This window comes from Mesorhizobium amorphae CCNWGS0123, from assembly GCF_001686985.1.
In the GTDB taxonomy this organism is placed as follows: Bacteria; Pseudomonadota; Alphaproteobacteria; order Rhizobiales; family Rhizobiaceae; genus Mesorhizobium; species Mesorhizobium amorphae.
Genome location: NZ_CP015318.1, coordinates 2,277,132 through 2,300,594 on the forward strand (window position 1 = coordinate 2,277,132; position 23,463 = coordinate 2,300,594).

Below are 23,463 nucleotides of genomic sequence, written 5' to 3' on the forward strand. Positions count from 1 at the left end.
CCGCATGATCCTCAGCCGCCGAACCGGTTCAGCCAATGTTGGGCAAGGTCCGAGCGGCGGCAGATCCAGATGTCGGGATTGGCCTTGATCTTGTCGAGGAAGCGGGCCAGTCCAATCATGCGGCCCGGCCGTGCCGCCAGCCGGCAGTGCAGCGACACCGTCATCATGCGCGGTGTCGTCCGGCCTTCCGCCACAAGCCAGTCGACCGCATCGCCGACATATTCGAAGAACTGGCTGCCGGTCTCCAGGCCCGAGCCGCGCGAGAAGCGGCTGTCATTGTTGTCGAAGCTGTGCGGGACGACCAGATGTCGCCTGGACCCGACCTCGACGAAATAGGGCAGGTCGTCATTGTAGTCGTCGCAATCGAACAGGAAGCCGCCATGCTCCACCACCAGCCGGCGCGTGTTGAGGCTGGGCCGGCCGGTGTACCAGCCGAGCGGGCGGATGCCGGTGATCCGCTGCACGGCGTCGACCGTCATCGCGATGTGTTGCCGCTCTTCCGCTTCGCTCAGCGGCGCGTAGTCGATCCAGCGCCAGCCATGACAGACGATGTCGCTGCCGAGTGCGGCGATCGCCTTGCCGGCGTCCGGATTGAGCTCCAGCGCCCGCCCGACCACATAGAAGGTCGGAACGATGTTCTTATCCCCGAACAGCGACAGCAGTCGCCAGACGCCGACGCGCGAGCCGTACTCGTAGAGCGATTCCATGTTGCGGTTGCGCAGGCCCGGCACCGCGGGCGACACGGCAAGGTCCGACAGGATCGCCTCGGAAACATTGTCGCCTTCGTCGATGCTGTACTCGGCGCCTTCCTCGTAGTTGACGACGATGTTGAGCGCCAGCTTGGTGCCGCCGGGCCATTCGGCCAAAGGCGGCTTGTCGCCATAGCCGACGAAGTCACGGGCGGGCAGATACGGCATGTCTCAACTCTCCCCTCGGATACAGCTATCCGCCGCGCCTGTCGGTCATGATGCGCAGCGCCCGGTCCATCATCTCCTGCGGGCCGACCGTTGCGCGCAGGCAGTCCGTGAGGCCGTAGCCGCCGAGGCTGCGCACGATGAGATCGGCATCGCGTAAGGCACTTTCGGCGGCCTCGGCGGCGGCTGCGTCGGGGAACCGGATCAGCACGAAGTTCGTCCGGCTTTCGGGTACATCATATCCGGCAGCCCGCAGATCATGCGCGAACCGGTCGCGAATCCCGGCTGTGCGGGCCACCGTTTCGCGCACATAGGCCTGGTCCTCGACGGCGGCGACCGCCATTGCGAGGCTCGACGTGGTGACCTGGTTCGAGTTCTGCATCTTGCGCACTTCGGCCGCCACCGCAGGCGGAAACAGCCCCCAGCCGACGCGCGCGCCGGCCAGGCCATAGGCCTTGGACAGCGTGCGCAACACGACGGTGTCGCCGCGCCCGACGAGCGCAAAGATCGGCCGCGCATCCTGGTCGTCGAACTCGCCATAAGCCTGGTCGATCACCAAGAGCACGTCGCCGCGCAAGGCGGCGCGCAAGCGCAAAAGTTCGGCGTTGCGGATGCGGGTGCCGGTCGGATTTCCGGGATTGCAGACGAAGACGATCCGCGTCGCCGGCGTCACGGCAGCGAGAATGCTGTCAACCGAAACGGCAAAATCCTGTTCCGCCGCCTTGATGTAGGCCGCATCGGCGCGCGCCGCGGCGGAGGCCGCGAAATTATAGGCATAGGCGGTGCCCAACACCTCGTCGCCCGGTCCCGCGAACGCCGCGATGGTGCAACTGATCAGGTCCATCGAACCGGCGCCGCACAGGATCAGCTTGCGTTCGACCCCATAGGCCTGCGCGATCGCCTCGCGCAGCGCCGTCCAGTCCGGGTCGGGATAGAGATGGCTGCGGGCAATCGCGTCCTGGCCGGCGGCGATCGCCTTTGGGCTGGGCGGAAAGGCGCTCTCGTTCTGGGCAAGGGTTGGCCGGTCGTAGCCACCGAAATTCGCCAGAGCGAAGGCGGACATGGCCTCTATGTGAGCGGCAGCCTTCAGAGGCATGGCAGGCCCATGGGAACTTTGCTGGCGGTCATCTCGTGAACTACCCCTGCCGGACTGGCTCATCAGGCAGGCTACAATCCGCCGGCGCGTTCACAAGCAAAAACTAGCCGCGCAATGGCTCCGAAATTCTAGCCCTTGTGGAGGCGCAGCCGCTATGGCGTCGCTCCAATGTCCGCGCGCTGGCTCTCACCAGCGCTGATGCACATGCGGCTTGATGTCCTGGTCGTAGATGGCCCGGACCTTGTCCATGACCGCGCCGGACAGTGGCGGCAATGCCGCGGCTTCGGCATTGGAGCGGGCCTGGGCTCGATTGCGTGCACCCGGGATGACCACCGTGACCGCGTCGAACATCAAGATCCAGCGCAGCGCGAATTTGGCCATCGTCGTATCGTCGGAAACCAGCGGCCGGATGCGCTCCACCGCTGCCAGCCCGACCTCATAGGGCACGCCCGAGAAGGTCTCGCCGACATCGAAGGCCTCGCCGTTGCGGTTGAACTTGCGGTGGTCGCTGTCCTCGAACCTGGTGTCGGCCTTGAACTTTCCCGACAGCAGCCCGCTCGCCAGCGGCACGCGGGCGATGATGGCCACATCGTTCTTCTTCGCCAGGTCGAAGAACAATTCCGCCGGCCGCTGGCGGAAGGCGTTGAAGATGATCTGCACGCTGGCGACGCCCGGATATTGCATCGCCTTCAGCGCCTCTTCGACGCGCTCGACGCTGACGCCGTAATTGCGGATCTTGCCTTGCTCGACGAGACGGTCGAGGCGCTCGAACACTTCCGGATGGTAGTAGAGGTCAGTCAGCGGGCAATGCAGCTGCACCAGGTCGAGCGTGTCCGCCTCGAGATAGCCGAGGCTGCGGTCGACCCAGTCCGTCAGGTTCTCCTGGGTGAAGCCTTCGACCGTCTGCTGCGGCAACCGCTTTCCGGCCTTGGTGGCGATGAAAGGCCGATCGCCGCCGCGTTCCTTCATCACCCTGGCGATGAGTTTTTCGGAGCGGCCATCGCCATAGACGTCCGCCGTGTCGATGAAGGTGACGCCGGCGTCGAGAGCGGCGTGCAGGGCGGCCACCGCATCGTCGTCATTGACCTCGCCCCACGAGGCGCCGATCGCCCATGAGCCAAAGCCGATCTCGCTGACCTGGCGTCCGGTGCGGCCGAATTTCCGTGACTGCATTTTCCGTTCCTCGTTCCTGCTCGCGTGCGATTCTCAATTTCGCCCGCGGCATCTAACCGAATGATGACACGATTGACATCCGCTCTCGACAGATTTACCAGATTACAGGGTTGTATGACAACCCGGTAAGAATGCAAGATTTTGGAGTCGGGAGGACCTCAAATTGAAAACCGTTCTGAAACTGGGCGTGTCGGCGGCATTCTGCCTTGGCTCGCTTGCCTATCCAGCATTGGCCGAAGACAACATCGTCAAGATCGGCGTCGTCGCGGCGGAGTCAGGGTCGTTCGTTTCCGCCGGTCATACTTTGCCGGCGGGCGTCGGGCTTGCCGTCAAGCAGATCAACGACGCCGGCGGCATCAAGGTCGGCGGCAAGACCTACAAGCTTGAAATGGTCAAACGCGACGACCGCACCGACATCGCCACCGCCATCGCCGCCACCCAGGAGTTGGTGCGCGACGTGAAGGTGCAGGCGATCTTCGGGTCGGAAACACATGACTTCACTCTGGCGATGGCCAAGATCACGCAGCCGGCCAAGATCATCCATTTCGCCGGCAATTCGACGTTGGCGAAAATCCTGACGCCGGATTCGGTCAAGCCGGGCGGCGAGGATCACTATCTCTTCCAGTCCGAGCCGCAGGAATTCCAGCGGTCTGGATCGACGGCGAGCGGCGTGCTCACGCTTCTCGAGCCGTTGCTCGGCTACAAGCCGAAGAAATCGGTGATGATCGTCGGCAACGACGCGACCGGCCAGTTCCTGTCATCCTACTATTTCAAGGCATTGAAGGCCGAGGGGCAGGACGTTCCCGACATCATCTTCTACCCACCGGACACGACCGACTTCTCGCCGTTCCTGACCCGCGCCAAGAGCCTCAATCCGGACATCATCCATTTCTGGTACAATGGCGATTCAACGCTGACGGCGCTGCCGCAGGCGCTCGAACTGGGTGCTGCCAAGAGCTACTTCCTGTTCGGCGTCGACCCCGGCATCTGGAAGGAGAAGCAGCTTTCGGCCGATGTGCCGGTGGCGATGAGCTGTGTTCCGGTCTGTTGGGGCGAATCCTCCAATCCGAAAGCCAAGGCCTATTTCGACGCTTATTTCGCGGCCGGCGCTCCGCACGGGGTGACCTCGTCGGTGTCGCTGCTCTATCACGACTATGTCCACTTCCTGGCCGAGGCGTGGGAGAAGGCCGGCAGCTTCGATCCGGACAAGACGGTCGAAGCACTGCTGACCCTCCACCATCAGGGCGTGGTCTCGGATGACCTGACTTTCAACCCAACCCATCAGGTCACCCATGCCACCGAGGTCTGCGCCGCGGCGCCCGGCGGTGACATCTCCTGCTCGATGCAGCAGCCGCCGGCAGAAGCGCCGAAGAGCTGAGCTCCTGGGGCCGATCCTTGTACTGGCGGCGCAGTTCGCGCCGCCAGTACCCATCCGGGCAGACCAGGTCGCCGGCCACCACGTCAACAGCGGATGCGCGCCGTGGACATTTTCATACAGCAAATATTGAACGGGCTTTCCATCGCCAGCGTGATCACGCTGATCGCCGTTGGCGTCACCCTGATCTTTGGCCTGACCGGCATCATCAACTTCGCCCATGGCGAGTTCCTGATGATCGGCGGCATCGTCACCTGGCTGGCTGTCAGTGCCGGCCTCGGCTTCCCGTTGGCGGCTGTGCTGGCGATCCTGGCGGTCGGGCTGATGGGCTACATTCTCGAGCGCGGCATTTTCCGCTTCACGCTGGAACGGCCGACCAACGGCTTCATCGTCTCGCTCGGCCTCATCGTCGTGCTGCAGCATGTCGTCGTGCTGTTCTGGAACCCCAACCAGAAAAGCATCCCGCGCCCGCTGACCACGGTCTGGGAGGTTGGCGGCGTGCGCATCGCTTCCGTGCGCGTCATGGTCATCCTGATCACCGTCGCCGTGGTGGCGCTCAGCTTCAGAATGATCACGGCCAGCCGCTACGGCCGGGCGCTCAGGGCAAGCGTCGAGGACCGTGACACCGCGGCGTTGATGGGCATTCCGGTGCGCCGCTACATCACCGGCGTGTTCGTGCTCGGCAGTGCGCTGGCCGGGCTCGGCGGCGCGCTGCTGATCGCGCTGTTTCCGATCACGCCTTTCACCGGCGGCACCATGGTCATGAAGGGCTTCGCCGTCGCGCTGATCGGCGGGCTCGGCAACATCTATGGCGCTGTCGCCGCCGGCCTCATCCTCGGCATCGTCGAAGGCTTCAGCGCCGGCTACGGCTTCTCGCAATGGACCGATGCTTACTCCTTCGTCCTGATGATCCTGGTGCTCCTCTTCCGTCCGCACGGCCTTTTCGGCGGCACCAGCGGACCCAGGATGGCGTCATGATTGCAAGCAGACAGCCAAACGGCTCCGCGATATCCGCCCTGCGGTCCCTGCTGCCGGTTCTGGTGGTCCTTGCGCTGATCGCCCTGGTGCCGCTGCTTTCGCCCAGCAACCGCTTCCTGTCGCTGGCGATCTCGGCCGGCATCAACGTCATTGCGCTCTACGGGCTTTCGGTGCTGTTCGGCCAGACCGGCATCCTGTCGATGGGCCATGCGGCACTTGTCGGTGTCGGTGCCTATACGGCGGCGATCCTGGCGCGTGACCTGTGCACCGGCTTCTGGCTGGCGCTTCCGGCGGCAGCGCTTGCGAGCGCCCTGTTCGCGATGATCGTTGGCATTCCGTCGCTGCGGGTCGGCGGCCATCATTTCGTCATCATGACCTTCGCCTTCGGACAATTGCTGGCCATCGTGCTCACCAATGGCGGCGACTATACGGGCGCCGCGACCGGCCTCGACCTGGTCGGTCCGGTCACCCTGTTCGGCGCCGATATGAGCGACCTGACGCGTTACTATCTGATGGTGGTGGCTTTCGTGGCGGCCGCGGCGGTGGCGAGCTGGGCGATCATCAATTCGCCCTATGGCCGCACGCTGCGCGCCATCAGGGAGAATGAGAGACTTGCCGCTTCGCTCGGCATCAATGTCGGCCGGCACAAGATCGGCGCCTTTGTCGTCAGCGGCATCTTCGCCGGGATCTCTGGCGTCCTGCTCGCCCATTTCCTCGGCCACATCTCGCCAACCCAGTTCGCCTCCTTCCCCAGCATCTATCTGGCACTGATGGTGATGATCGGCGGCGCCCGTCTGATTGCCGGTCCGCTCGCCGGCGGCATTCTCGTCGCCTTCCTGCCGGAGGTGCTCAATCTCGATCCGGTGCAGTCGCGCATCGTCTACGGCGTCTGCCTGATCGCCGTCATCCTGCTTCTCCCCGAGGGATTGATCGCCGGCGTCGGGCAGGTCTTTCGCAGGCTGTTGGCGAGCGGGCAGCCGAAGCAGGAACGCGAAGAGCTCGACACGGCCAGCACCACACCTTCGGAAGTGCGGCGATGAGCCCGATCCTCGAAATCCGCGGGCTGAGCAAACGGTTCGGGGGCGTCACCGCATTGTCGGGCGTCGACCTCGCGATCGAGGAAGGCGAAATCCTCGGCGTCGTTGGCCCGAACGGTTCTGGAAAGACGACCTTGTTCAACGTCGTCACCGGCGTCCACATGCCCAGTGGCGGCAGCGTGTCGTTCCGCGGGCGAGACATCACCGGTCTCAAGCCGCATGCCATATCGCGGGCAGGCATCGGCTACACATTCCAGCAGGCAATGGCCTTTGCCGGCCTGCGCGTGCTGGAGAACGTGCAGATCGCCGGCGAGCATGTGCGGGTGAATGCAGGCGCCAGCCATCATCCCTGGCCGACACCGCTGGCGCTGCTCGACTTCGTCGGCCTCGCGGCGCTTGCGGATGAGAGGGCAGGGGTGTTGCCTTTCGGCAGCCTGCGGCTGCTCGGCCTTGCGCTGGCCCTGGCGAGCCGGCCGGCGCTGCTGCTGCTCGACGAGCCCGCCGCTGGTCTCAACGATCGGGAAACAGCCGCCCTCGTCGGGCTTGTCCGCCAGCTTCCCGGCCATGGCATCACAGTGTGTGTCATCGACCACGACATGAAGCTGATGCAGATGCTGTGCCGGCGCCTCGCCGTGCTCGACTTTGGCTCCAAGATCGCCGACGGGCCGACCGGCGCCGTGCTTGCCGATCCCAAGGTCCTGGACGTCTATCTCGGAGGCGATTTGTGAGCCTGCTCGCCATTTCCGAGATCGTCACCGGCTACGGTCCGACCATCGTCAACCGAAACGTCTCGCTGACCCTGGCCCAAGGCGAGATCGTCACCATCCTCGGCCCCAACGGGGCCGGCAAGTCGACGCTGCTGAAGGCGATCGCCGGGCTGGTCAGGCCGCGCGCCGGAAGCATCAGTTTCGATGGTGCGGATGTGACTGGCCTTCCCGCCGACATCATGGCGAGACGCGGCGTCGTGCTGGTGCCGGAGGGCAGAAAGATTTTCGTCGATATGACGGTCGAGGAAAATCTCCGTCTCGGCGCCTATTCGCGCAAAGACCCTGACGCCGTCGAGGCCGATTTCGCGACGATGCTGGCTTTCTTCCCGATTCTCGCCACCAAGCGGCGCGACAAGGGCGGCTCGCTGAGCGGCGGCCAGCAGCAGTTGCTGGCCATCGCGCGCGGGCTGATGACGAGGCCACGCGTACTTCTGCTCGACGAACCATCGCTCGGCCTGTCGCCGCTGCTGGTCAAGGAGATCAAGGCCATCATTCTGGACATCGGCGAGCGCTTCGGCGCCTCGGTGCTGCTGGTTGAGCAGAATGCCGGCCTTGCGCTGGCGGTCGCTGCGCGCGGCTATCTCATGCAGAACGGCCGCATCGTCGTCTCCGGGCCGATCGCTGAATTACGCGACATGTCGCTGATGCGCGACCTCTACCTTGGCGGCGTGGCGCAAGCCGCGTCATGAGCAAGCACTCAGTCGTGCCCGGCCTTGTCGCGCAGCGTCTCGAAGCGGGCATAGCTCTTGGTCAGATGACTGCGCATGGCGCGACGCGCGGCATTGACGTCCCTGGCCTCGATCGCGGCAAGGATGGCACGATGCTCATGCTGCATGCGGGTCAGGTATTTTTCCCGCTCGGCATCGGTCATCCGGTCGAGCCGCGTCCATTGGCGCGGGATCATCGCGCTGCCGAACGTGTCGAACAGCCGCGTGAAATTGGCATTCTGCGTTGCGGCAAGGATGGCGCGGTGGAAGCCGAAATCCTCTTCCAGGCCGGCGCTGCCGGCGCGGACCGCGGCATCGAGCGCGTCGAGCCGGGCATTCATTTGCCGCAGCGCGTCGTCGTTGCGCCGTTCGGCGGCAAGGCCGGCCGCTTCCACCTCGATGCCCATGCGCAATTCCAGAACGCGCAGCACCTCGTCGATCGATTCGAGATCGTCCGGCAGGATGGAAAAGGTCCGCGGCGGCGGGTCCTTGGCGACGAAGGCGCCGAGGCCCTGGCGCGTGGTGATCAGGCCTCGGGCGCGCAGCGAGGCAAGCGCCTCGCGCACCACCGTGCGGCTGACGCCCGTCGCCGCGACGATCTCCTGCTCGGTCGGCAGCCGCTGGCCGGGCGCCAGATCGCCGGATTCGATCTGCGCAATCAGCGTGTTGACCAGCCCGCTCCTCAGATTGGGCGCTTGCGGTATGGCGTCGAAAAGCCTGGTCTCGTTTTCCGCCATCGCGGCCGACAGCCCCCGGTCCGATTCTCTGGCGAAGGATTGCATCGACAGATGCGCGCCGCAAGGTGACGAAATGTGGACCTGCAGGCGCAGGACCATGGTTGGAGGATTGCATGAAGGAACGCATCGGCTTCATCGGACTGGGCAGCATGGGCGCCGGCATGGCCGCCAATCTGCTCGAAAAGGGCTGGCCGCTGACGGTCTGGGCCCATCGCAGCCGCGATGCGGTCGACCGGCTGCTGGCGGCCGGCGCCACGGAGGCGAAAAGCCCTCGCAAGCTCGCCGAGGCCTGCGACACGGTCATTCTGTGCGTCACCGGTTCGCGCGAGGTGGAAGCGCTGGTGAAGGGGACGGACGGGTTGGCCGCCGCCGCGGACGGACGAGCCGCCGCCAGCAAGCCGCTGCTTGTCATCGACTGCTCGACCTCCAATCCATCCTCGACGACAGCGCTTGCCGCCGAACTCGCCCAGCAAGGCGTGACGCTGATCGATGCGCCATTGGCGCGCACGCCCAAGGAAGCCGCCGAAGGCAAGCTCGACGTCATGGTCGGCGGCCCGGCCGGCGCCGTCGCCCGGGCACGGCCGGTGCTCGAAGCCTTCGCCGCGCGCATTGTGCACACCGGGCCGACCGGCAGCGGCCACACCATGAAGCTGCTCAACAATTTCGTCTCGATGGGTTATTCCGCCATCTATTCGGAGGCGCTGACGCTTGGCGTGAAGGCCGGGCTGACGCCGCAGGTCTTCAACAGCGTCATCTCCGGCAGCCGCATGGATTGCGGCTTCTACCAGGCCTTCTTCGACTTCGTCCTGAACCGCAACGAGAACGCGCAGCGCTTCGCCATCGTCAATGCGCTCAAGGACATGACCTATCTCGCGTCCTTCGCCCAGGCCGGCGGCGTCGCCAACCCGATCGGCGCCGCGGTACGCAACGGCTTCGCCACCGCCGTCGCCACCGGCCATGGCGAAAAGTTCGTGCCGGCATTGTCGGATATTGTTGCGGGGTTGAACGGGGTGTCGCTGGTGGAGCCTGCGGAGTGAACATCGGCTAGGGTGCTCCCCCTCTCCGTCTCGGCTTCGCCGAGCCACCTCTCCCCCACGTTGTGGGGGCGAGGAACACCCAAGCTTTTCGAGGCTGCAACCTCGGAGACTAGCGTTTCCTCGCCCCCATGAAATGGGGGAGAGGTGGCTCGGCGAAGCCGAGACGGAGAGGGGGCCTCGCGCTGCCACATGGGGACTAGGCTGCGTGAAGGCACCTTGCGGATAGGCAGATCAGGCGCGCTGCTGACGGACACTCTCGCGGCGTTCTCGAAATACCATTTCCACCGGCAGTTCACGTCCACCTTCGGGGTGTCCGTGCATCGCTATGTCCAGCTCGCCCGTCTGAAGCGCGCTTCGTACAGGCTTGCCGAGAGCGACGCCCAAAGCGTCACCGATATAGCGATGGATGCCGGTTACGACGCACCGGATGCCTTCGCCCGCGCCTTTCGGCAACGGTTCGGACAGTCGCCTTCGTCGTTTCGGAAGTCTCCCGACTGGGGGTCGTGGCTCATGGCCTTCGGGCCGCTCGAAAAAGCAAGGACCACGCTCATGCAGATAATCTTCGAACCCGACGACGTGACGATCCGCGATGTGCCGCCCACGCCGGTGGCGATCATGGAGCATCGCGGTGACCGGGCGACGCTCCAGGACACCTTCCAGCGGTTCAGGGCTTGGCGCAAGGAAGCGGGCCTGTCGCCGGAGACAAGCCATACTTTCATGGTCTTCCGTTCCGAAAGGGAGCCCGCGAATCCGGCCGACTACAGCATGGACATATGTGCCGGGACCGATCAGCCGATCGAGGCCAATGACGCGCAGATGAAGGCTGGCGTGATCCCCGGCGGACGCTGCGCGGTGCTGCGCTATCCCGGCAACACCAACAATCTCGAACCCGCAGCACTATTTCTCTACCGTGAATGGCTTCCGGCCAGCGGCGAGGAAGCACGCGATTTTCCGATCTATTGCCAGCGACATCTGTCCCACTTCCCGGAGGGGCCGCTACGCGAAGTGGTCCTTGAACTCTTTCTGCCGCTGAAATAGCGCGGTGGGGGTGGGCACGTAGCCGTCCAAGGCGTGTCGCGGTTGAGCCGCTAACTGAGTGAAATTGGATATGGCGCTCCCCCACTCCGTCTCGGCTTCGCCGAGCCACCTCTCCCCCACAAAGTAGGGGAGAGGAAACCCAAGCTTTTCAGGGCCGCGACCTCTGAGATTGGCATTTCCTCTCCCCCATGAAATGGGGGTAGAGGTGGCTTGGCGAAGCCGAGACGGAGTGGGGGCTGGCGCTGCCCTTAGGCGATTGGCTAGGTTCAGGTAAGGCGTCTGGCGAGAACTTTATCCCCCAGCCCGCGCGCGGACAGCCTTCCGCAACCTCGAATGCCGCACTGGAGACGCCACCTCTTTCGCCGGCACTGCTACCTCCGCCGCCTCGCCATCATGCAGTCCAACGCGCAGTGCCGCACCTGCCAGATGGTCGCGCATCGCCGCTTGCGCCCCTTCCACATCGCCGTTTCGGATGGCAGCAAAAATGCGCTCGTGTTCGCCGAGCGTGATGCGCGCCATGTCGTCGGACTTCTGCTGGTTGCCGGCGGCGAGAATGCTTTCGCGCACCCGCTCGGACACGAAGACCAGGAACTGGCCCATATAGGAATTGCGCGTCGCCTCGGCGACGGTGCGGTGGAACTCGAGGTCGCTGCGCAGCCAGGCAACGCTGCCGTAGGGGGCGGCACGCATGCCGGCCAGCGCCTCGCCCATCGCCGCAAGATCGGCTTCGCTGCGCCGTCTGGCGGCAAGGGCTGCCGCCTGCACTTCGAGGATGCCGCGCAGTTCGAACAGGCTGCGGAAGGAATCGGCCCGCTGCAGCGCCTCGTAGTCGATGGTCAGCACGGTCGGGTTGTTGGCATCGGTGACGAAGGCGCCGCGCCCCTGCTGCGACCAGATGCGGCCTTCCGAGCGCAGCCTGGCGATCGCCTCGCGCACCACGTTGCGGCTGACCCCGAATGTGGTCGCCAGCGCCTGCTCGGTCGGCAACTGGTCGCCGGGCTTCAGACGTCCCTGCGCGATCTCGCGCGAGATGGAACTCGCGACCAGGGTCGAGAGATGCGGACCACGATTGACCTTGTCGAGCTTCAGCGTCATCGCTCACCTATAGTCGAGGGAGGATTTGGACGCCAGAATGCGGCCATTGCTCAAGATGCGGCGCGGGTCGAACGCGTCCTTGATGCCGGCCGCAAGATCGAGCGCCACCGGGTCGATGCGGTCGAGGAACGCCTTCTGCTTGACCCGGCCGATGCCGTGCTCGGCGCTGATCGAGCCGGCATAGCGGTCGACGATGGCAAAGATCTGCTCTTCCGCCTCTTCGAACAGATGCTCGACCGCTTCGGCTGCCATGCCTTCCGGCGGCACGACGTTGAGATGGATGTTGCCGTCGCCGACATGGCCATAGGTGACGGCGAGCGCGTCCGGGCGGGTCCGCTCCAGCGCCGCCAGTGCGTCGGTGACGAAATCGGCGAGTTTTGAGATCGGCACCGAGACGTCGGTGCGCAGATAGCGGCCGCCGCGTCCCTGGCGCTCGACCATGATCTCGCGGTAGAGCCACAGCCGCTCGCCCTGGGCGCGGCTCGACGCCATGACGCCATCCTCGACGAGATCGGCGGCACCGGCCAGAAAATCCCTCAGCATGGCCTGGAGGTCGACCAGCCCGCCGGAAGAAACCTCGACCAGGACGTAGACCGGGTAGGGCCTGGCGAGCGGATCGGCGAAGTCCGGCCGGGCCTGCAGCGTGATCTCGATGCCGCCGCGCAGGATCAGCTCGAAGGCCGTCAGAAGGTCGCTGCAGTCGCGCCGCGCCCGCGCATAGAGCGCCATGGCTTCCTCGACCGAGCGCAGCCCGATCAGCGCGGTTTCGATCTGCGTCGGTCGTGGATAGAGTTTTAGCGCCGCCGCGGTGACAATGCCGAGCGTGCCTTCGCTGCCGATGAAGACCTGCTTCAGATCATAGCCGCGATTGTCCTTGCGCAGCACCTTCAGCCCGTTCCAAACCCGCCCGTCGGCCAGAACCACCTCCAGCCCAAGTACCAGGTCGCGCGTCATGCCGTAGCGCAGCACGTTGAAGCCGCCGGCATTGGTGGCGACATTGCCGCCGATGCGGCAGCTGCCCTGCGCCCCGAAGGTGATCGGCAGCAGGCAGTCGTTTTCTTCCGCGGCGCGCTTGGCGTCCTCGAGAATGCAGCCGGCCTCGACCACCATGGCGAAATCGATCGGGCTGACCGAGCGGATCCTGTTCAGGCGCTCGAGCGAGATCACCACTTCGCCGCTGTCGGCCGCCACCGCCGCACCGACGAGACCGGTCAGGCCGCCCTGCGGCACGACCGGGATGCGCTCCTCATTGCATCGCCGCATCAGCGCCGACATCTCCTCGACCGAAGCCGGACGCGCCACCGCCAGCGGGCGGCCGAAATGGTCGCCCGACCAGTCGCGGCTGTAGCGCGCCAAATCCTCGTCGGCGGTCAGCAGCCCGCCGTCCGGCAACGTGCCGGCCAGCGTGGCGATCAGCGATGCGGGCTGCACGGCGTTCATGATCTGGCTCTGCGATCCCTCGGAAAACGGCTGGACAACCATTGTACTTGTAGTGTTATCATACAACCCTGATTAAGAACATCAAGCGGAGCCCCACCATCCGTTTGATGCGGATGATCAGACAGACAAATCGCCTGACACGGAGGACTTTCCCCATGAGCGACGCCGCAGGCCGCTTCCGCTACATGCACACCATGATCAGGGTTCTCGACCTCGACAAGTCGATTGCCTTCTACACCGAGGTTCTCGGCATGACATTGCTGCGCCGCGACGACTATCCCGGCGGCAAGTTCACCAACGCCTTTGTCGGCTACGGTCCGGAGGACAAGGAGGCCGTCGTCGAACTGACGCTGAACTGGGGCAGGGAAGAGCCTTATGAGATCGGCACCGGCTTCGGTCATCTGGCGCTCGGCGTCAACGACATCTACGCCGTCTGTGCGGAGCTCGAGAAGCGCGGCGCCAAGATCCCGCGCAAGCCCGGACCGATGCTGCATGGCACCACCCACATCGCCTTCGTCGAAGACCCGGACGGCTACAAGATCGAGCTGATCGGCCTCGACACGATGTAGTGATCTGGGCAATGACCTGACTAAGCGGGGCCGCGTCGGCATTGCGCCGTTGCGGCCCCGTCCGTTCCGCGCTTGCTTGGGAGGCGATGCGCAGGGCACTGTCACTTGATGACCGCGATCTTGCTGCGGTCGATGGTGATGGCGACGGCGGCGATGAGCACCGCGCCGAACACCATGTTTTCCAAAAAGATGTTGATGCCGACGAAGGTCATGCCGATGCGCACGATCGAGATGATCAGCGCGCCGACCGCCGTGCGGGCAACCCCGCCCAGCCCGCCGGTGATGGCCGTGCCGCCGACGATGACGGCGGCAATCGCCGGCAGCAGCAGCTGATTGGCAAGAACCGGCGAGCCGCTCGACAGCCTGGCTGCCAGCACTACGCCGGCTATTGCCGCCAGCATGCCGGAGGCCGCGAAGGCGACGATCTTGGTGCGGTCGACATTGATGCCGGCGGCCCAGGCGGCCGGCTCGCCGGCGCCGACGGCGATCGCCTGGCGGCCGAAGCGCGTGTAGCGCAGCGCCAGAAAACTGACGATGCCGATCACCGCGGAAATCAACACCACCACCGGCACCCCGGCGACCGTCGCATTGATCCAGGCGGTGTTTTCACGGCCGGCTTCCTCGATGGTGATGGCGCGGCCGTCGGAAACCCAGAGCGCGATGCCGGTCACCACACCGCCCGTGGCCAGCGTCGCCACGAAGGACGGTACCCGCAGCTTGACGTGGACGATGCCGCTCAAGATTCCGAAGGCGAGGCCGGACAGGATCGCCACCGGAAAGGCGGCGAGCCCGAGCGAGGGCAGCAACTGCGCCAGGATCACGCTCGCCAGCGAGGCGACCGCCTGGATCGACAGGTCGATGCCGCCGAGCAGGATGGCGAAGGTGACGCCGGTCGCCAGGATGAACAGCACCGCTGTGTTGGCAAACAGCAGCGCGGTCGTCTCGGCGGTCAGGAAACCGGGCGCCGCGATCTCGATAATCAGCAAGAGGCCGACAAGCAGCACCAGCGGTATGGCGCCATGCGTCCATTTGCTGTCGAGGAATGGCCTGAGCGAAAAGATCTCATTCATCGGCCGGCCTCACACCATCGCCCGCAGCAGGTCGACCTGCTTTGGCTTGTTTCCCGGACTGGCGTCGAACCGCGCGGTGATCTCGCCGTCGCGCATCACCAGCACCTGGTGCGACAGGCCGATCGTTTCTTCCAGCGTGTCGGAGATCAAAAGGATGGCGACGCCTTGCTCGCAAAGATCGCGGACCAGTTCGTAGACCTCTTCCTTGGCGCCGACATCGAGTCCCCGCGTCGGATGGTCGAGCACGAGGATGCGCGAGCCTGCCGTCATCCAGCGCGCCAGCACCACTTTCTGCTGGTTGCCGCCGCTGAGCTTGCGGCAGGCGGCGTCGGGGCCGGGCGCCTTGATGCGCAGCCGCTTGATCCAGTCGGCGGCGAGCCGCCGCTCCTTGCCATAGTCGATCGCGCCATGGCGCATGACGCTGGAGAGATCGGCCAGGGAGATGTTCTCCGCGATCGACAGGAACATCACCAGGCCTTCCAGCCGCCGCTCGCGCGGCACATAGCCGATGCCCTTGCGCACGGCCGGCTCGGGCGAGCCGAAATGCACCGCTTCGCCGGCGATCTTCAATTCGCCCGCGCTGTGCTGGAGCAGCCCGCCGATCGTGCGCGTGACCTCCTCGCGGCCCGAGCCGACGACGCCGGCAATGCCGACGATCTCGCCGGCACGGATCTTGAGATCGACGCCGCGATAGGCACCGGCGGCACCCAGCCCCCTGGTCTCGACCCGGATCTCATCGCGTGGCTGCTGCTGGCGGGCCTCGCGGTAGTATTCGGCCTGCAGCCCGCGACCGACCATGATCTCGTGCAGTTCCGGCGCGGTGACGTCGGCGGTGCTGTGCTCGGCGACCACCGCGCCATCCTTCATCGTGTAGACGCGGTCGGAGATCGCCAGCACCTCGTCCAGGCGATGCGAGACGAAGACGAAGCTGGCGCGGGATTTGAGCGCGCGAACGCGCGCAAACAGCACCTCGATATCGGCGCCGTTGAGCACGGAGGTCGGCTCGTCGAGCAGGATCAGCAAGGGCCGTTCGACCATTTCCTCCAGCGTCAGCGCCTTGGCCAGCTCGACCATCTGGCGCGCCGCGAAGGTGAGCTCTGAGGTGCGCCGGGTGACGTCGATGTCGACGCCGATCTTGGCAAGCTGGCGGCGCGCCGCATTGTTCATGGCGCGCCAGTTGACGATGCCGAGACGCGTGAAGCGGTCTTCCTCGCCGAGATAGATGTTTTCGGCCACCGTCAGGTTGAGCACCAGCGACTGCTCCTGGAACACCATGCCGATGCCGTGTCGTGCGGCGTCGCGCGCATTGCGCAGCTTGAGCTGCTCGCCGTCGAGAGTGAGGCTGCCGCCATCCGGCCGGTAGGTGCCGGCCAGCACCCGCATCAGCGTCGATTTGCCGGCGCCGTTCTCGCCGATCAGCCCGACGACTTCGTTCGGCCGAACCTCGATCGAGACATCGCGCAAGGCGTGCACGCCGGGAAAATTCTTGATGATGCCGGATGCCTTCAGCATGGCGCTCACTTGACTATTCTGAGGCGGACGCGGTCGAGCGACAGCGCCACCGCGGCGATGATCATCAGGCCCTGCACGGTCTGCTGGATATAGGGCGAGATGCCGAGCAGGATCATGCCGTTGGCTAAAACGGTGACGATCAAGACGCCGATCAGCGTGTTGACGACGCCGCCTTCGCCGCCGGTCAGCGCCGTCCCGCCGACCACGACGGCGGTGACCGCGGCGAACAGCCTGCCGTCGCCGATGACGGCGTGCGACTGGCCAAGCTGGGCGGCGGCAAGCACGCCGGCAATGCCGAAGAAGAAGCCGGCCAGAGCGAAGGCGGCAATGCGCACGCGCGTGACGTTGACGCCGGAGAGCTTGGCAACATCCTCGTCGCCGCCGATCGCCAGGATGTGGCGGCCGAGCTTGGTGTAGTACTGGATGATGGCGGCGAGCAGGAATGCCCCGGCGGCGACCCAGACCGCCAGCGGCAGGCCGAGCAGACGGGCGAGCGCCAGCTCGCGGATCGAGGCGTCGTTCAGCCGGATCGCCGAGCCGCCGAGCATGTAGACCGAGAGCCCAAGGCCGATGAACCACATGCCGAGCGTGGCCATGAAGGAAGGAATCCGCAGCACGGTCTGCGCCAGGCCGCTGACCAGACCCATGGCGGTGCCGGCAGCGATTGCGGCCAGCACCGCCAGCCAGCCATAATCATTGCCGTTGCTGTCATTGGCGGCGAGCAGCACCACCACCATGGCCGCCACCGACAGCGTGCCTTCGACCGACAGGTCGATGCTGCCCATCAGGATGATGAAGGTCAGCCCCATCGCCAGCGTCAGCGGCACGGCCGCGGAATTGGCGACGCGCACGAGATTGCGCAGCTCGATGAAATTGGGGTTGGCGATAGAGATCAGCACGCACAATGCGATCAGCACCGCCAGCGGTGCCAGGCTGCGCCAGCGCCTGCCGCCGAACAGGGCGGCGATACGGCCCGGGAAGAGTGTCATAAGCGTTGTCCGCTCGATGTCCGAAACGGACTTCAGGGGTTCTGTATCGATTGTCAAGAAACCGCTTCCCATCTGCAGAACGGCAGTCGCCGAGCAACGCACGGCAACTGCAAAAGGGAGCGGGCCGCCGCCAGGGAGTAAGCGGGCCCGCTCCAACGGGTCAGGTGCGGATCGCTCCGGTCACCCGACCCCACAGATCGTTCCAGTCCACTGTCGGCTGCGCCTCGACATTGGTCTTGTAATATTCCTCGACATTGTCGTGCGAAATCAGCACCGCCTTGCCGTAGAATTCGCGGTGCTCCGGCGGTTCCTTGGTGGGATCGAACTTGCCGATCTTGGCGTTGTAGCCGATGGCCAGGCCCATGCCGCCCTGCCAGAACGGATCCGAGGTCACGGTGCAGGCGAACTCGCCCGTGCGCACCGCGTCGACCGCCGTCTTGATGCCGTCGACGCCGACGATCGGCACCTTGCCGGCAAGGTTTTCGGCGCGCAGCGCTTCGAGCGCGCCCGAGCCCATATCGTCATTGGCCGCCCAGATGCCCTTGATGTCGTCGCCGAAGCGGGTGAGCAGATTGCCCATCAAATCGAAGGCTTCGGTCGATTTCCAGTTGGCGACCTGGAAGTCGAGCAGCTTGATGTCGGGATTGGCGGCAAGTGCCGCGTCGAGGCCCTTCTTGCGTTCGATCGCCGCGGTGGTCGAGATCAGGCCGCCGAGCGCGACGATGCCGCCCTTGCCGCCGATCGTCTTGAACAGGATCTCGGCGATGGTCTTGCCGCTCGAGATGCCGTCGAACTCGATATGGGAGACATAGTTCGGATTGAAGTCCTTCGGGTGCAGGTCCGGCGGCTTGTTCCACTGCGTCACGACATAGGCGCCCGCCTTGGCGCAGGCCTCGACGATCGGCCGCGCATCCGGCGTATCGTTGGGGTCGGAATTGAGCACCATGTTGCCGCCGGTCTTGGCCAGCATCGCCTTGATGTCGGCAATGCCCTTCTCGCTGTTGCCTTCCGAGACCAGCGTGACGTGCTCCAGCCCGACAGCCTTGGCGTAGGCCTCGGCGCCGGTCTTCCAGACGGCATGGTAGGGGTTGGATAGCGAGCGGATCGACGTCACCAGCGTCGGCTTGTCCTGCGCCCGCAACACCCTCGGCATCGCGACGGCCGCCAGGCCGGCGGTGGCGCCCATCATCAGCGTCCGGCGGCTGACCATGCCGGAACGCGCGGAAATTGTCCTGTCCTTCATTCTCGAACCTCCCAGTTGAAATCGGTGTTTTTCCGATCGGCGACATGCGCGGGGAGCGCCGGGCTCTTCGGCAGGGGTTGCCAAGTTCCTCCACTTGTACGACAACCCTTCAACACGGCAACCATACCCTTTCTCTTGACGCGGCACAAGGGACTTGAGATCGTCGGGCGCGCCAGGGCCGGAAGCAACGGGAGGAAAAATGCCGGACTACATCATCGTCGGCGGCGGCTCGGCCGGTTGCGTTCTTGCCGCAAGGCTGAGCGAGGATCCGGACCTCTCGGTCGTCCTGCTGGAGGCCGGCCCGCCCGACACCGACCGCTACATCCATTTGCCCGTAGGCTTCTTCAAGATGACGTCCGGCCCGCTGATCTGGGGCTACGAGACGGCACCCGGCAGGATGATCGATGGCCGCACCATGGTCTATCCGCAGGCGCGTGTCCTCGGTGGCGGTTCCTCGATCAACGCCCAGGTGTTCACCCGCGGCTGCCCGCAGGACTATGACGGATGGGCGACCGACGACGGCTGTGCCGGGTGGAGCTATGCCGAGGTGCTGCCCTATTTCCGGCGCTCCGAGGGCAACGACACCTTTGCCGGCCCGCAGCACGGCATCGAGGGGCCGCTCGGCGTTTCCAGCGGTGCGCCGCATCCGCTGACGCGCGTCTTCGTCAGGGCCGCACAAGAAGCCGGCCTGCCGTTCAGGGCCGACTTCAACGCCGGAGAGCAGGAAGGCGCCGGCTTCTACCAGACCACGACGCGCAACGGTAAGCGCTCAAGCACGGCCGTCGCCTATCTCAAGCCCGCGCTTGGCCGCAGGAACCTGACGCTGCGCACCGACGCCACGGTCAGCCGCATCGTCGTCGAGAACGGGCGCGCCATCGGCGTCGAGATCATCGTCAACGGCCGCCCGGAACTGCTGCGCGCCGGGCGCGAGGTGATCGTCACCGCTGGCGCCATCGGCTCGCCCAAGCTCTTGATGCTGTCGGGCATCGGCCCGGCCGCCCATCTCGGCACGCACGGCATCAAGGTCGGCCACGACCTGCCCGGCGTCGGGCAGAACCTGCATGACCATATGGATGTCGACGTCGTCGCCGAGCTCAATGGGCCGCACGGCATCGACCGCTACAAGAAGAAGCGCTGGCAGGCGGTCGCCGGCCTCGAATACGCGCTGTTCGGCAAGGGGCCGGTGGCGTCCAACATTGTCGAGGCCGGCGCCTTCTGGTGGGGCGATCGCGCCGAGAAGACACCCGACATCCAGTTCCATTTCCTGCCCGGCGCCGGCGTCGAGGAAGGCATCGGCTCGGTTCCTGGCGGCAATGGCTGCACGCTGAATTCCTACCATGTGCGGCCGCGTTCGCGCGGCAGCGTCACGCTGAGATCGGCGGACCTGCGCGAGCCGCCGGTCATCGATCCCAACCCGTTCGCCGAGCGCTACGATCTCGACCGTGCCGTCGAGGGCATCGAGATCAGCCGCGAAATCCTGTCTCAGCCGGCTTTTGCGCCCTTCATCCGGCGCGAACACCTGCCGGGGGCGGGGACGACCGGGCGCGCGGCGCTGGAAACCTTCGCCCGGGAGCACGGGCGCAGCGCCTACCATCCGGTCGGCACCTGCCGGATGGGCGGCGATGCGAAAAGCGTCGTCGATCCCGAGCTTCGTGTGCGCGGCCTGCAGGGCTTGCGCGTCTGCGACAGTTCGGTGATGCCGCGCATCGTTTCCTCGAACACCAACGCCGCCGTCATCATGATCGCCGAAAAGGCGGCGGATTTGATCGCCGGGCGCACCACAGGCGCCATGGCTTCGGCGTCGCAGGAGTCTCACTCGCCCCGAACCAGGGAGCGGGATGGAAAGCCTGTGCCGGCCGCTCACTGAGAGGCTCCAGCGGTGCAGGCAGAGCACCTGCGCGCCGCGGAAAATGCTCAAGCCGGCGATCGAATCCGGGACGCCGGCAGATCGACGCTCCCAGCGATTGCCTTTGTTTGAATGACGGTCTTCACTTAGGCTGAGCCCACGCGAAAATCGGGATTTGCAAGATGACGGTGTCGGCCAGAGATTTATCCTTGCGCGTCCCCATCGACGGCCGGCATCGCAGGATGCTGATCGACGGCAAATGGTGCGATGCCGCAAGCGGGCGCAGCTTCGAGACGCGCAATCCCGCCACCGGCGCGGTGATCGGCACCGTGCCGCAAGCCGATTCCAAGGATATCGACCTGGCGGTCGCCGCTGCCCGCCGCGCCTTCGAGGGCCCTTGGAGCCGGTTCAAGCCCTATGAGCGCCAGCTTCTGCTCTTGAAGATTGCCGATCTCATGGAGCGCCATTGGGAGGAGATCGCGCTTTCCGACACCACCGACATGGGCATGCCCATCGTGCGCACGCTTGCCAACAAAAACCGCGTGCTTGGCATGCTGCGCTTCTATGCCGGCATGGCCACATCCATCCACGGCCACACGATCGGCAATTCGCTGCTCGGCGACATCGTCTCCTACACGCGCAAGGAGCCGGTCGGCGTCGTCGGCGCCATCATTCCCTGGAATGCGCCGACCGCGGCTTCGATCTGGAAGATCGGCCCGGCGCTGGCGACCGGCTGCACGATCGTGCTCAAGCCCTCGGAGGAGGCGCCGCTGACGCCGCTCTTGATCGCCGACCTGATGCAGGAAGCGGGCGTGCCGGACGGCGTCGTCAACATCGTCACCGGCACCGGTGCCCAGGCCGGCGCGCCGCTGGCCGCCCATATGGACGTCGACAAGCTGGTCTTCACCGGCTCCACCGCCACCGGCCAGGCGATCCTGCGCGCCTCGGCCGCCAACATGAAGCGCGTTTCGCTCGAGCTTGGCGGCAAGTCGCCGGTGATCGTCTGCGCCGACGCCGATCTCGAACGCGCCGTGCCGGTCGCGGCGATGTCGGTCTTCGCCAATTCCGGCCAGATCTGCATTGCCGGCTCGCGGCTGTTCGTCGAACGGCTGATCTACGAGGATTTCGTCGAACGGGTCGCTCAATACGCGGCAAAGCTCAGGATCGGCGACGGCGCCGATCCGGCAACCGAGATCGGACCGCTGATCTCGCCCCGCCAGCTCGAACGCGTTACCGGCTTCATCGAGGACGGCACGCGGCAAGGCGCCAGGCTGCTGACCGGCGGCGCGCGCATCACCGAAGGCGTGCTTGGCTCGGGAAATTTCATCACGCCGGGTGTTTTCTCCGGCGTCACCGACGACATGCGCATCGCCAGGGAAGAGATCTTTGGTCCGGTCATCTCCGCGCTGCCGTTCGATACGCTGGACGAGGCGGTGCGGCGCGGCAACGACACGCCCTATGGGCTTGCCGCCGGCGTGTTCACGCGCGATGTCGGCAAGGCGCATCAGCTGGCCAACCGCCTGCGCGCCGGCTCGGTCTGGGTCAACACCTACCACGCGCTCGACCCGGCGGTGCCCTTCGGCGGCTACAAGATGAGCGGTTACGGCCGCGAAGGCGGGGCCGAGCACCTCGACGAATATCTGAACACCAAGGGCGTCTGGATCAGGACCGACTGAGTCACGGGTTCAGCGCCAACGAAGCGGCGCCGAGGCAAGCCAAGATACAGGATGCGACCTGGAGCAATTCCAGCAAAAGTGCGCTCCAGCCTACTCAACCGGTCCGTCGGTAATTTCGGAATTGGGCAGGATGCCAAAGTCCTGGGACTTGGAACCTTGCGCCGCCGTCAAGAACCCGTCCGCGTCGAGGCCTCGTCGCAGCAATTCTCGAACTGCGGCTGAGCGGCTTGGCATGCGTTTTTCGAAACGCCAGTTCTCCAAGGCTGCCAATTCCTCGGCCGTCAGCATGATCTGAAGTCGTTCGGGTCGTTCCAAGTCAGCCATTGACGCCTCCCATTGCCGGAAACGAAAACGAGACAAGTTAGTATTTGGCTCAGTGACAGTCGAGTTAGTGCTTGGCCCCTTTGCCGTCAAGAGTGTTGGTGCAGCGACCAACGCACAAGCCCAACGATGAGCAACAGGCGTCTACTGCGTGATCGGCTTTATCTACTAACTAATTGATTTTAATAGTGAATTTTTGAGATTCTGCTTGCGCTCCGATTTCGCATGGCGCATGCTTGGCCTCAAGGAAATTGGTCCTGAAAGGGCTTTCCCATGCGCAACGAATATTCGGCTCAATTGCGGGACGATCTCAATGTCCAGGTCCTGGCCGCGCTGCATTCGCGAGGCATTGTCAATGTCGCCGCCGTGGCAGAGGAAGTGCGGCGGCGCAATCTTGCCGAAAACATTGCGCTTGAAGACGTCGAGTTTCTTGTCGTGCAGGTGTCCCAACTCTATGGGGCGCACATGGAATTCGATGGTCTGACCGCCATTATTGAGGAATGCGGTTCGCTAGACAACGGCCAACCAAATGCGAACGGCGGTTTCGGCGTCCAGGATGAGGCAACCGAATCCGCTAGAGATCCCATGCAATAGGTTGGCCGCTCGAACCGCCTTCGCTTTATCGAGGCGGTTGACGCGGTCGCTTCATCAACAATCGGGCCTCACGCACCAGGGAATTGCGGTTGGTGCCGATCAAGGCGATCAGCTCGCGCGCCTGCTCAAGGGTGATGCCGGTTTCCGCGGCCAATGAGCTTGCCAGGGAGGTCTCTTCGCCTACCTTGCGGGCATGGTCCCGTTCGTCGTCGTCCATGGCCTTGGTCCTCCCTCGATACGGAAACCCTC

General features: G+C 65.0%; 23 protein-coding genes. 11 read left to right on the plus strand and 12 right to left on the minus strand.

Features of this window, described 5'->3' with window-relative positions; all coding sequences use genetic code 11:
- Positions 1-11: 11 nt before the first annotated feature.
- The 3 genes from A6B35_RS10550 to A6B35_RS10560 form a co-directional block, all read right to left on the minus strand.
- Positions 12-917: an allantoinase PuuE gene (locus A6B35_RS10550; protein WP_006204234.1), complete on the minus strand. Its 906-nt coding sequence runs from the start codon at positions 915-917 to the stop codon at positions 12-14.
- A 25-nt stretch (positions 918-942) separates the two neighbouring features.
- Complete coding sequence (locus A6B35_RS10555; RefSeq protein ID WP_040583376.1) at positions 943-2,010, minus strand: pyridoxal phosphate-dependent aminotransferase; 1,068 nt, start codon at positions 2,008-2,010, stop codon at positions 943-945.
- A gap of 186 nt (positions 2,011-2,196) precedes the next feature.
- Positions 2,197-3,183: an aldo/keto reductase gene (locus tag A6B35_RS10560; protein ID WP_006204236.1), complete on the minus strand. Its 987-nt coding sequence runs from the start codon at positions 3,181-3,183 to the stop codon at positions 2,197-2,199.
- A gap of 163 nt (positions 3,184-3,346) precedes the next feature.
- Between A6B35_RS10560 and A6B35_RS10565 the strand changes: the two genes are divergently transcribed.
- The 5 genes from A6B35_RS10565 to A6B35_RS10585 all read left to right on the plus strand — a co-directional run bounded on the left by A6B35_RS10565 (position 3,347) and on the right by A6B35_RS10585 (position 8,029).
- Entirely contained in the window at positions 3,347-4,561 is a 1,215-nt protein-coding gene (locus tag A6B35_RS10565; RefSeq protein WP_006204237.1) for an ABC transporter substrate-binding protein, read from the plus strand.
- Positions 4,562-4,654: 93 nt separating this feature from the next.
- On the plus strand, positions 4,655-5,536 hold the full coding sequence (locus A6B35_RS10570) for a branched-chain amino acid ABC transporter permease (protein WP_006204238.1): 882 nt from the start codon (positions 4,655-4,657) through the stop codon (positions 5,534-5,536).
- Entirely contained in the window at positions 5,533-6,576 is a 1,044-nt protein-coding gene (locus A6B35_RS10575) for a branched-chain amino acid ABC transporter permease (protein WP_006204239.1), read from the plus strand. Before A6B35_RS10570 ends, A6B35_RS10575 begins: the two co-directional genes overlap by 4 nt.
- Positions 6,573-7,301: an ABC transporter ATP-binding protein gene (locus tag A6B35_RS10580; protein WP_006204240.1), complete on the plus strand. Its 729-nt coding sequence runs from the start codon at positions 6,573-6,575 to the stop codon at positions 7,299-7,301. Before A6B35_RS10575 ends, A6B35_RS10580 begins: the two co-directional genes overlap by 4 nt.
- Positions 7,298-8,029, plus strand: coding sequence for an ABC transporter ATP-binding protein (locus A6B35_RS10585; protein WP_006204241.1), 732 nt, complete (start codon positions 7,298-7,300; stop codon positions 8,027-8,029). Before A6B35_RS10580 ends, A6B35_RS10585 begins: the two co-directional genes overlap by 4 nt.
- A gap of 8 nt (positions 8,030-8,037) precedes the next feature.
- On the opposite strand, the gene A6B35_RS10590 is transcribed toward A6B35_RS10585, so the two are convergent.
- Positions 8,038-8,784, minus strand: coding sequence for a FadR/GntR family transcriptional regulator (locus A6B35_RS10590; RefSeq protein WP_040583382.1), 747 nt, complete (start codon positions 8,782-8,784; stop codon positions 8,038-8,040).
- Between the two features lie 113 nt (positions 8,785-8,897).
- Between A6B35_RS10590 and A6B35_RS10595 the strand changes: the two genes are divergently transcribed.
- A complete protein-coding gene (locus A6B35_RS10595; protein WP_006204243.1) occupies positions 8,898-9,821 on the plus strand; it encodes an NAD(P)-dependent oxidoreductase in 924 nt (307 codons plus the stop codon).
- A 189-nt stretch (positions 9,822-10,010) separates the two neighbouring features.
- The gene (locus A6B35_RS10600; protein WP_006204244.1) at positions 10,011-10,859 is read left to right on the plus strand and encodes an AraC family transcriptional regulator; all 849 of its coding nucleotides are present in this window, start codon (positions 10,011-10,013) and stop codon (positions 10,857-10,859) included.
- 291 nt (positions 10,860-11,150) lie between these two features.
- Here A6B35_RS10600 and A6B35_RS10605 read toward each other — a convergent pair whose 3' ends face one another.
- Together A6B35_RS10605 and A6B35_RS10610 are read right to left on the minus strand one after the other, a co-directional pair.
- On the minus strand, positions 11,151-11,954 hold the full coding sequence (locus tag A6B35_RS10605; protein WP_006204245.1) for a FadR/GntR family transcriptional regulator: 804 nt from the start codon (positions 11,952-11,954) through the stop codon (positions 11,151-11,153).
- Between the two features lie 3 nt (positions 11,955-11,957).
- Positions 11,958-13,394, minus strand: coding sequence for an FAD-binding oxidoreductase (locus tag A6B35_RS10610; RefSeq protein ID WP_040583384.1), 1,437 nt, complete (start codon positions 13,392-13,394; stop codon positions 11,958-11,960).
- Between the two features lie 155 nt (positions 13,395-13,549).
- Here A6B35_RS10610 and gloA point away from each other — a divergent pair, with 155 nt between their 5' ends.
- On the plus strand, positions 13,550-13,963 hold the full coding sequence (gene gloA, locus A6B35_RS10615; protein ID WP_006204247.1) for a lactoylglutathione lyase: 414 nt from the start codon (positions 13,550-13,552) through the stop codon (positions 13,961-13,963).
- A 101-nt stretch (positions 13,964-14,064) separates the two neighbouring features.
- Here the strand turns inward: gloA and A6B35_RS10620 are convergent, their stop codons facing one another.
- From A6B35_RS10620 to A6B35_RS10635, 4 genes are all read right to left on the minus strand, one after another.
- Positions 14,065-15,033 (minus strand): ABC transporter permease, encoded by a 969-nt coding sequence (locus A6B35_RS10620; RefSeq protein ID WP_006204248.1) that lies wholly within the window; start codon positions 15,031-15,033, stop codon positions 14,065-14,067.
- A gap of 9 nt (positions 15,034-15,042) precedes the next feature.
- Positions 15,043-16,545: a sugar ABC transporter ATP-binding protein gene (locus A6B35_RS10625; RefSeq protein ID WP_006204249.1), complete on the minus strand. Its 1,503-nt coding sequence runs from the start codon at positions 16,543-16,545 to the stop codon at positions 15,043-15,045.
- A 5-nt stretch (positions 16,546-16,550) separates the two neighbouring features.
- On the minus strand, positions 16,551-17,534 hold the full coding sequence (locus tag A6B35_RS10630) for an ABC transporter permease (protein WP_006204250.1): 984 nt from the start codon (positions 17,532-17,534) through the stop codon (positions 16,551-16,553).
- Positions 17,535-17,694: 160 nt separating this feature from the next.
- Positions 17,695-18,777 carry a sugar ABC transporter substrate-binding protein gene (locus tag A6B35_RS10635; protein WP_006204251.1) on the minus strand — a complete coding sequence of 361 codons (1,083 nt, stop codon included), beginning with the start codon at positions 18,775-18,777 and terminating at the stop codon, positions 17,695-17,697.
- A 199-nt stretch (positions 18,778-18,976) separates the two neighbouring features.
- On the opposite strand from A6B35_RS10635, the gene A6B35_RS10640 reads away from it, so the two are divergent.
- Both A6B35_RS10640 and A6B35_RS10645 read left to right on the plus strand, forming a co-directional pair.
- Complete coding sequence (locus A6B35_RS10640; protein WP_006204252.1) at positions 18,977-20,644, plus strand: GMC family oxidoreductase; 1,668 nt, start codon at positions 18,977-18,979, stop codon at positions 20,642-20,644.
- Between the two features lie 161 nt (positions 20,645-20,805).
- A complete protein-coding gene (locus tag A6B35_RS10645; protein WP_040583378.1) occupies positions 20,806-22,299 on the plus strand; it encodes an aldehyde dehydrogenase family protein in 1,494 nt (497 codons plus the stop codon).
- Positions 22,300-22,389: 90 nt separating this feature from the next.
- Here A6B35_RS10645 and A6B35_RS10650 read toward each other — a convergent pair whose 3' ends face one another.
- Complete coding sequence (locus A6B35_RS10650; RefSeq protein ID WP_006204254.1) at positions 22,390-22,623, minus strand: hypothetical protein; 234 nt, start codon at positions 22,621-22,623, stop codon at positions 22,390-22,392.
- 270 nt (positions 22,624-22,893) lie between these two features.
- Between A6B35_RS10650 and A6B35_RS10655 the strand changes: the two genes are divergently transcribed.
- A complete protein-coding gene (locus tag A6B35_RS10655; protein ID WP_006204255.1) occupies positions 22,894-23,214 on the plus strand; it encodes a hypothetical protein in 321 nt (106 codons plus the stop codon).
- 25 nt (positions 23,215-23,239) lie between these two features.
- Here A6B35_RS10655 and A6B35_RS10660 read toward each other — a convergent pair whose 3' ends face one another.
- Positions 23,240-23,431 (minus strand): hypothetical protein, encoded by a 192-nt coding sequence (locus tag A6B35_RS10660; RefSeq protein ID WP_006204256.1) that lies wholly within the window; start codon positions 23,429-23,431, stop codon positions 23,240-23,242.
- Positions 23,432-23,463: the final 32 nt, after the last annotated feature.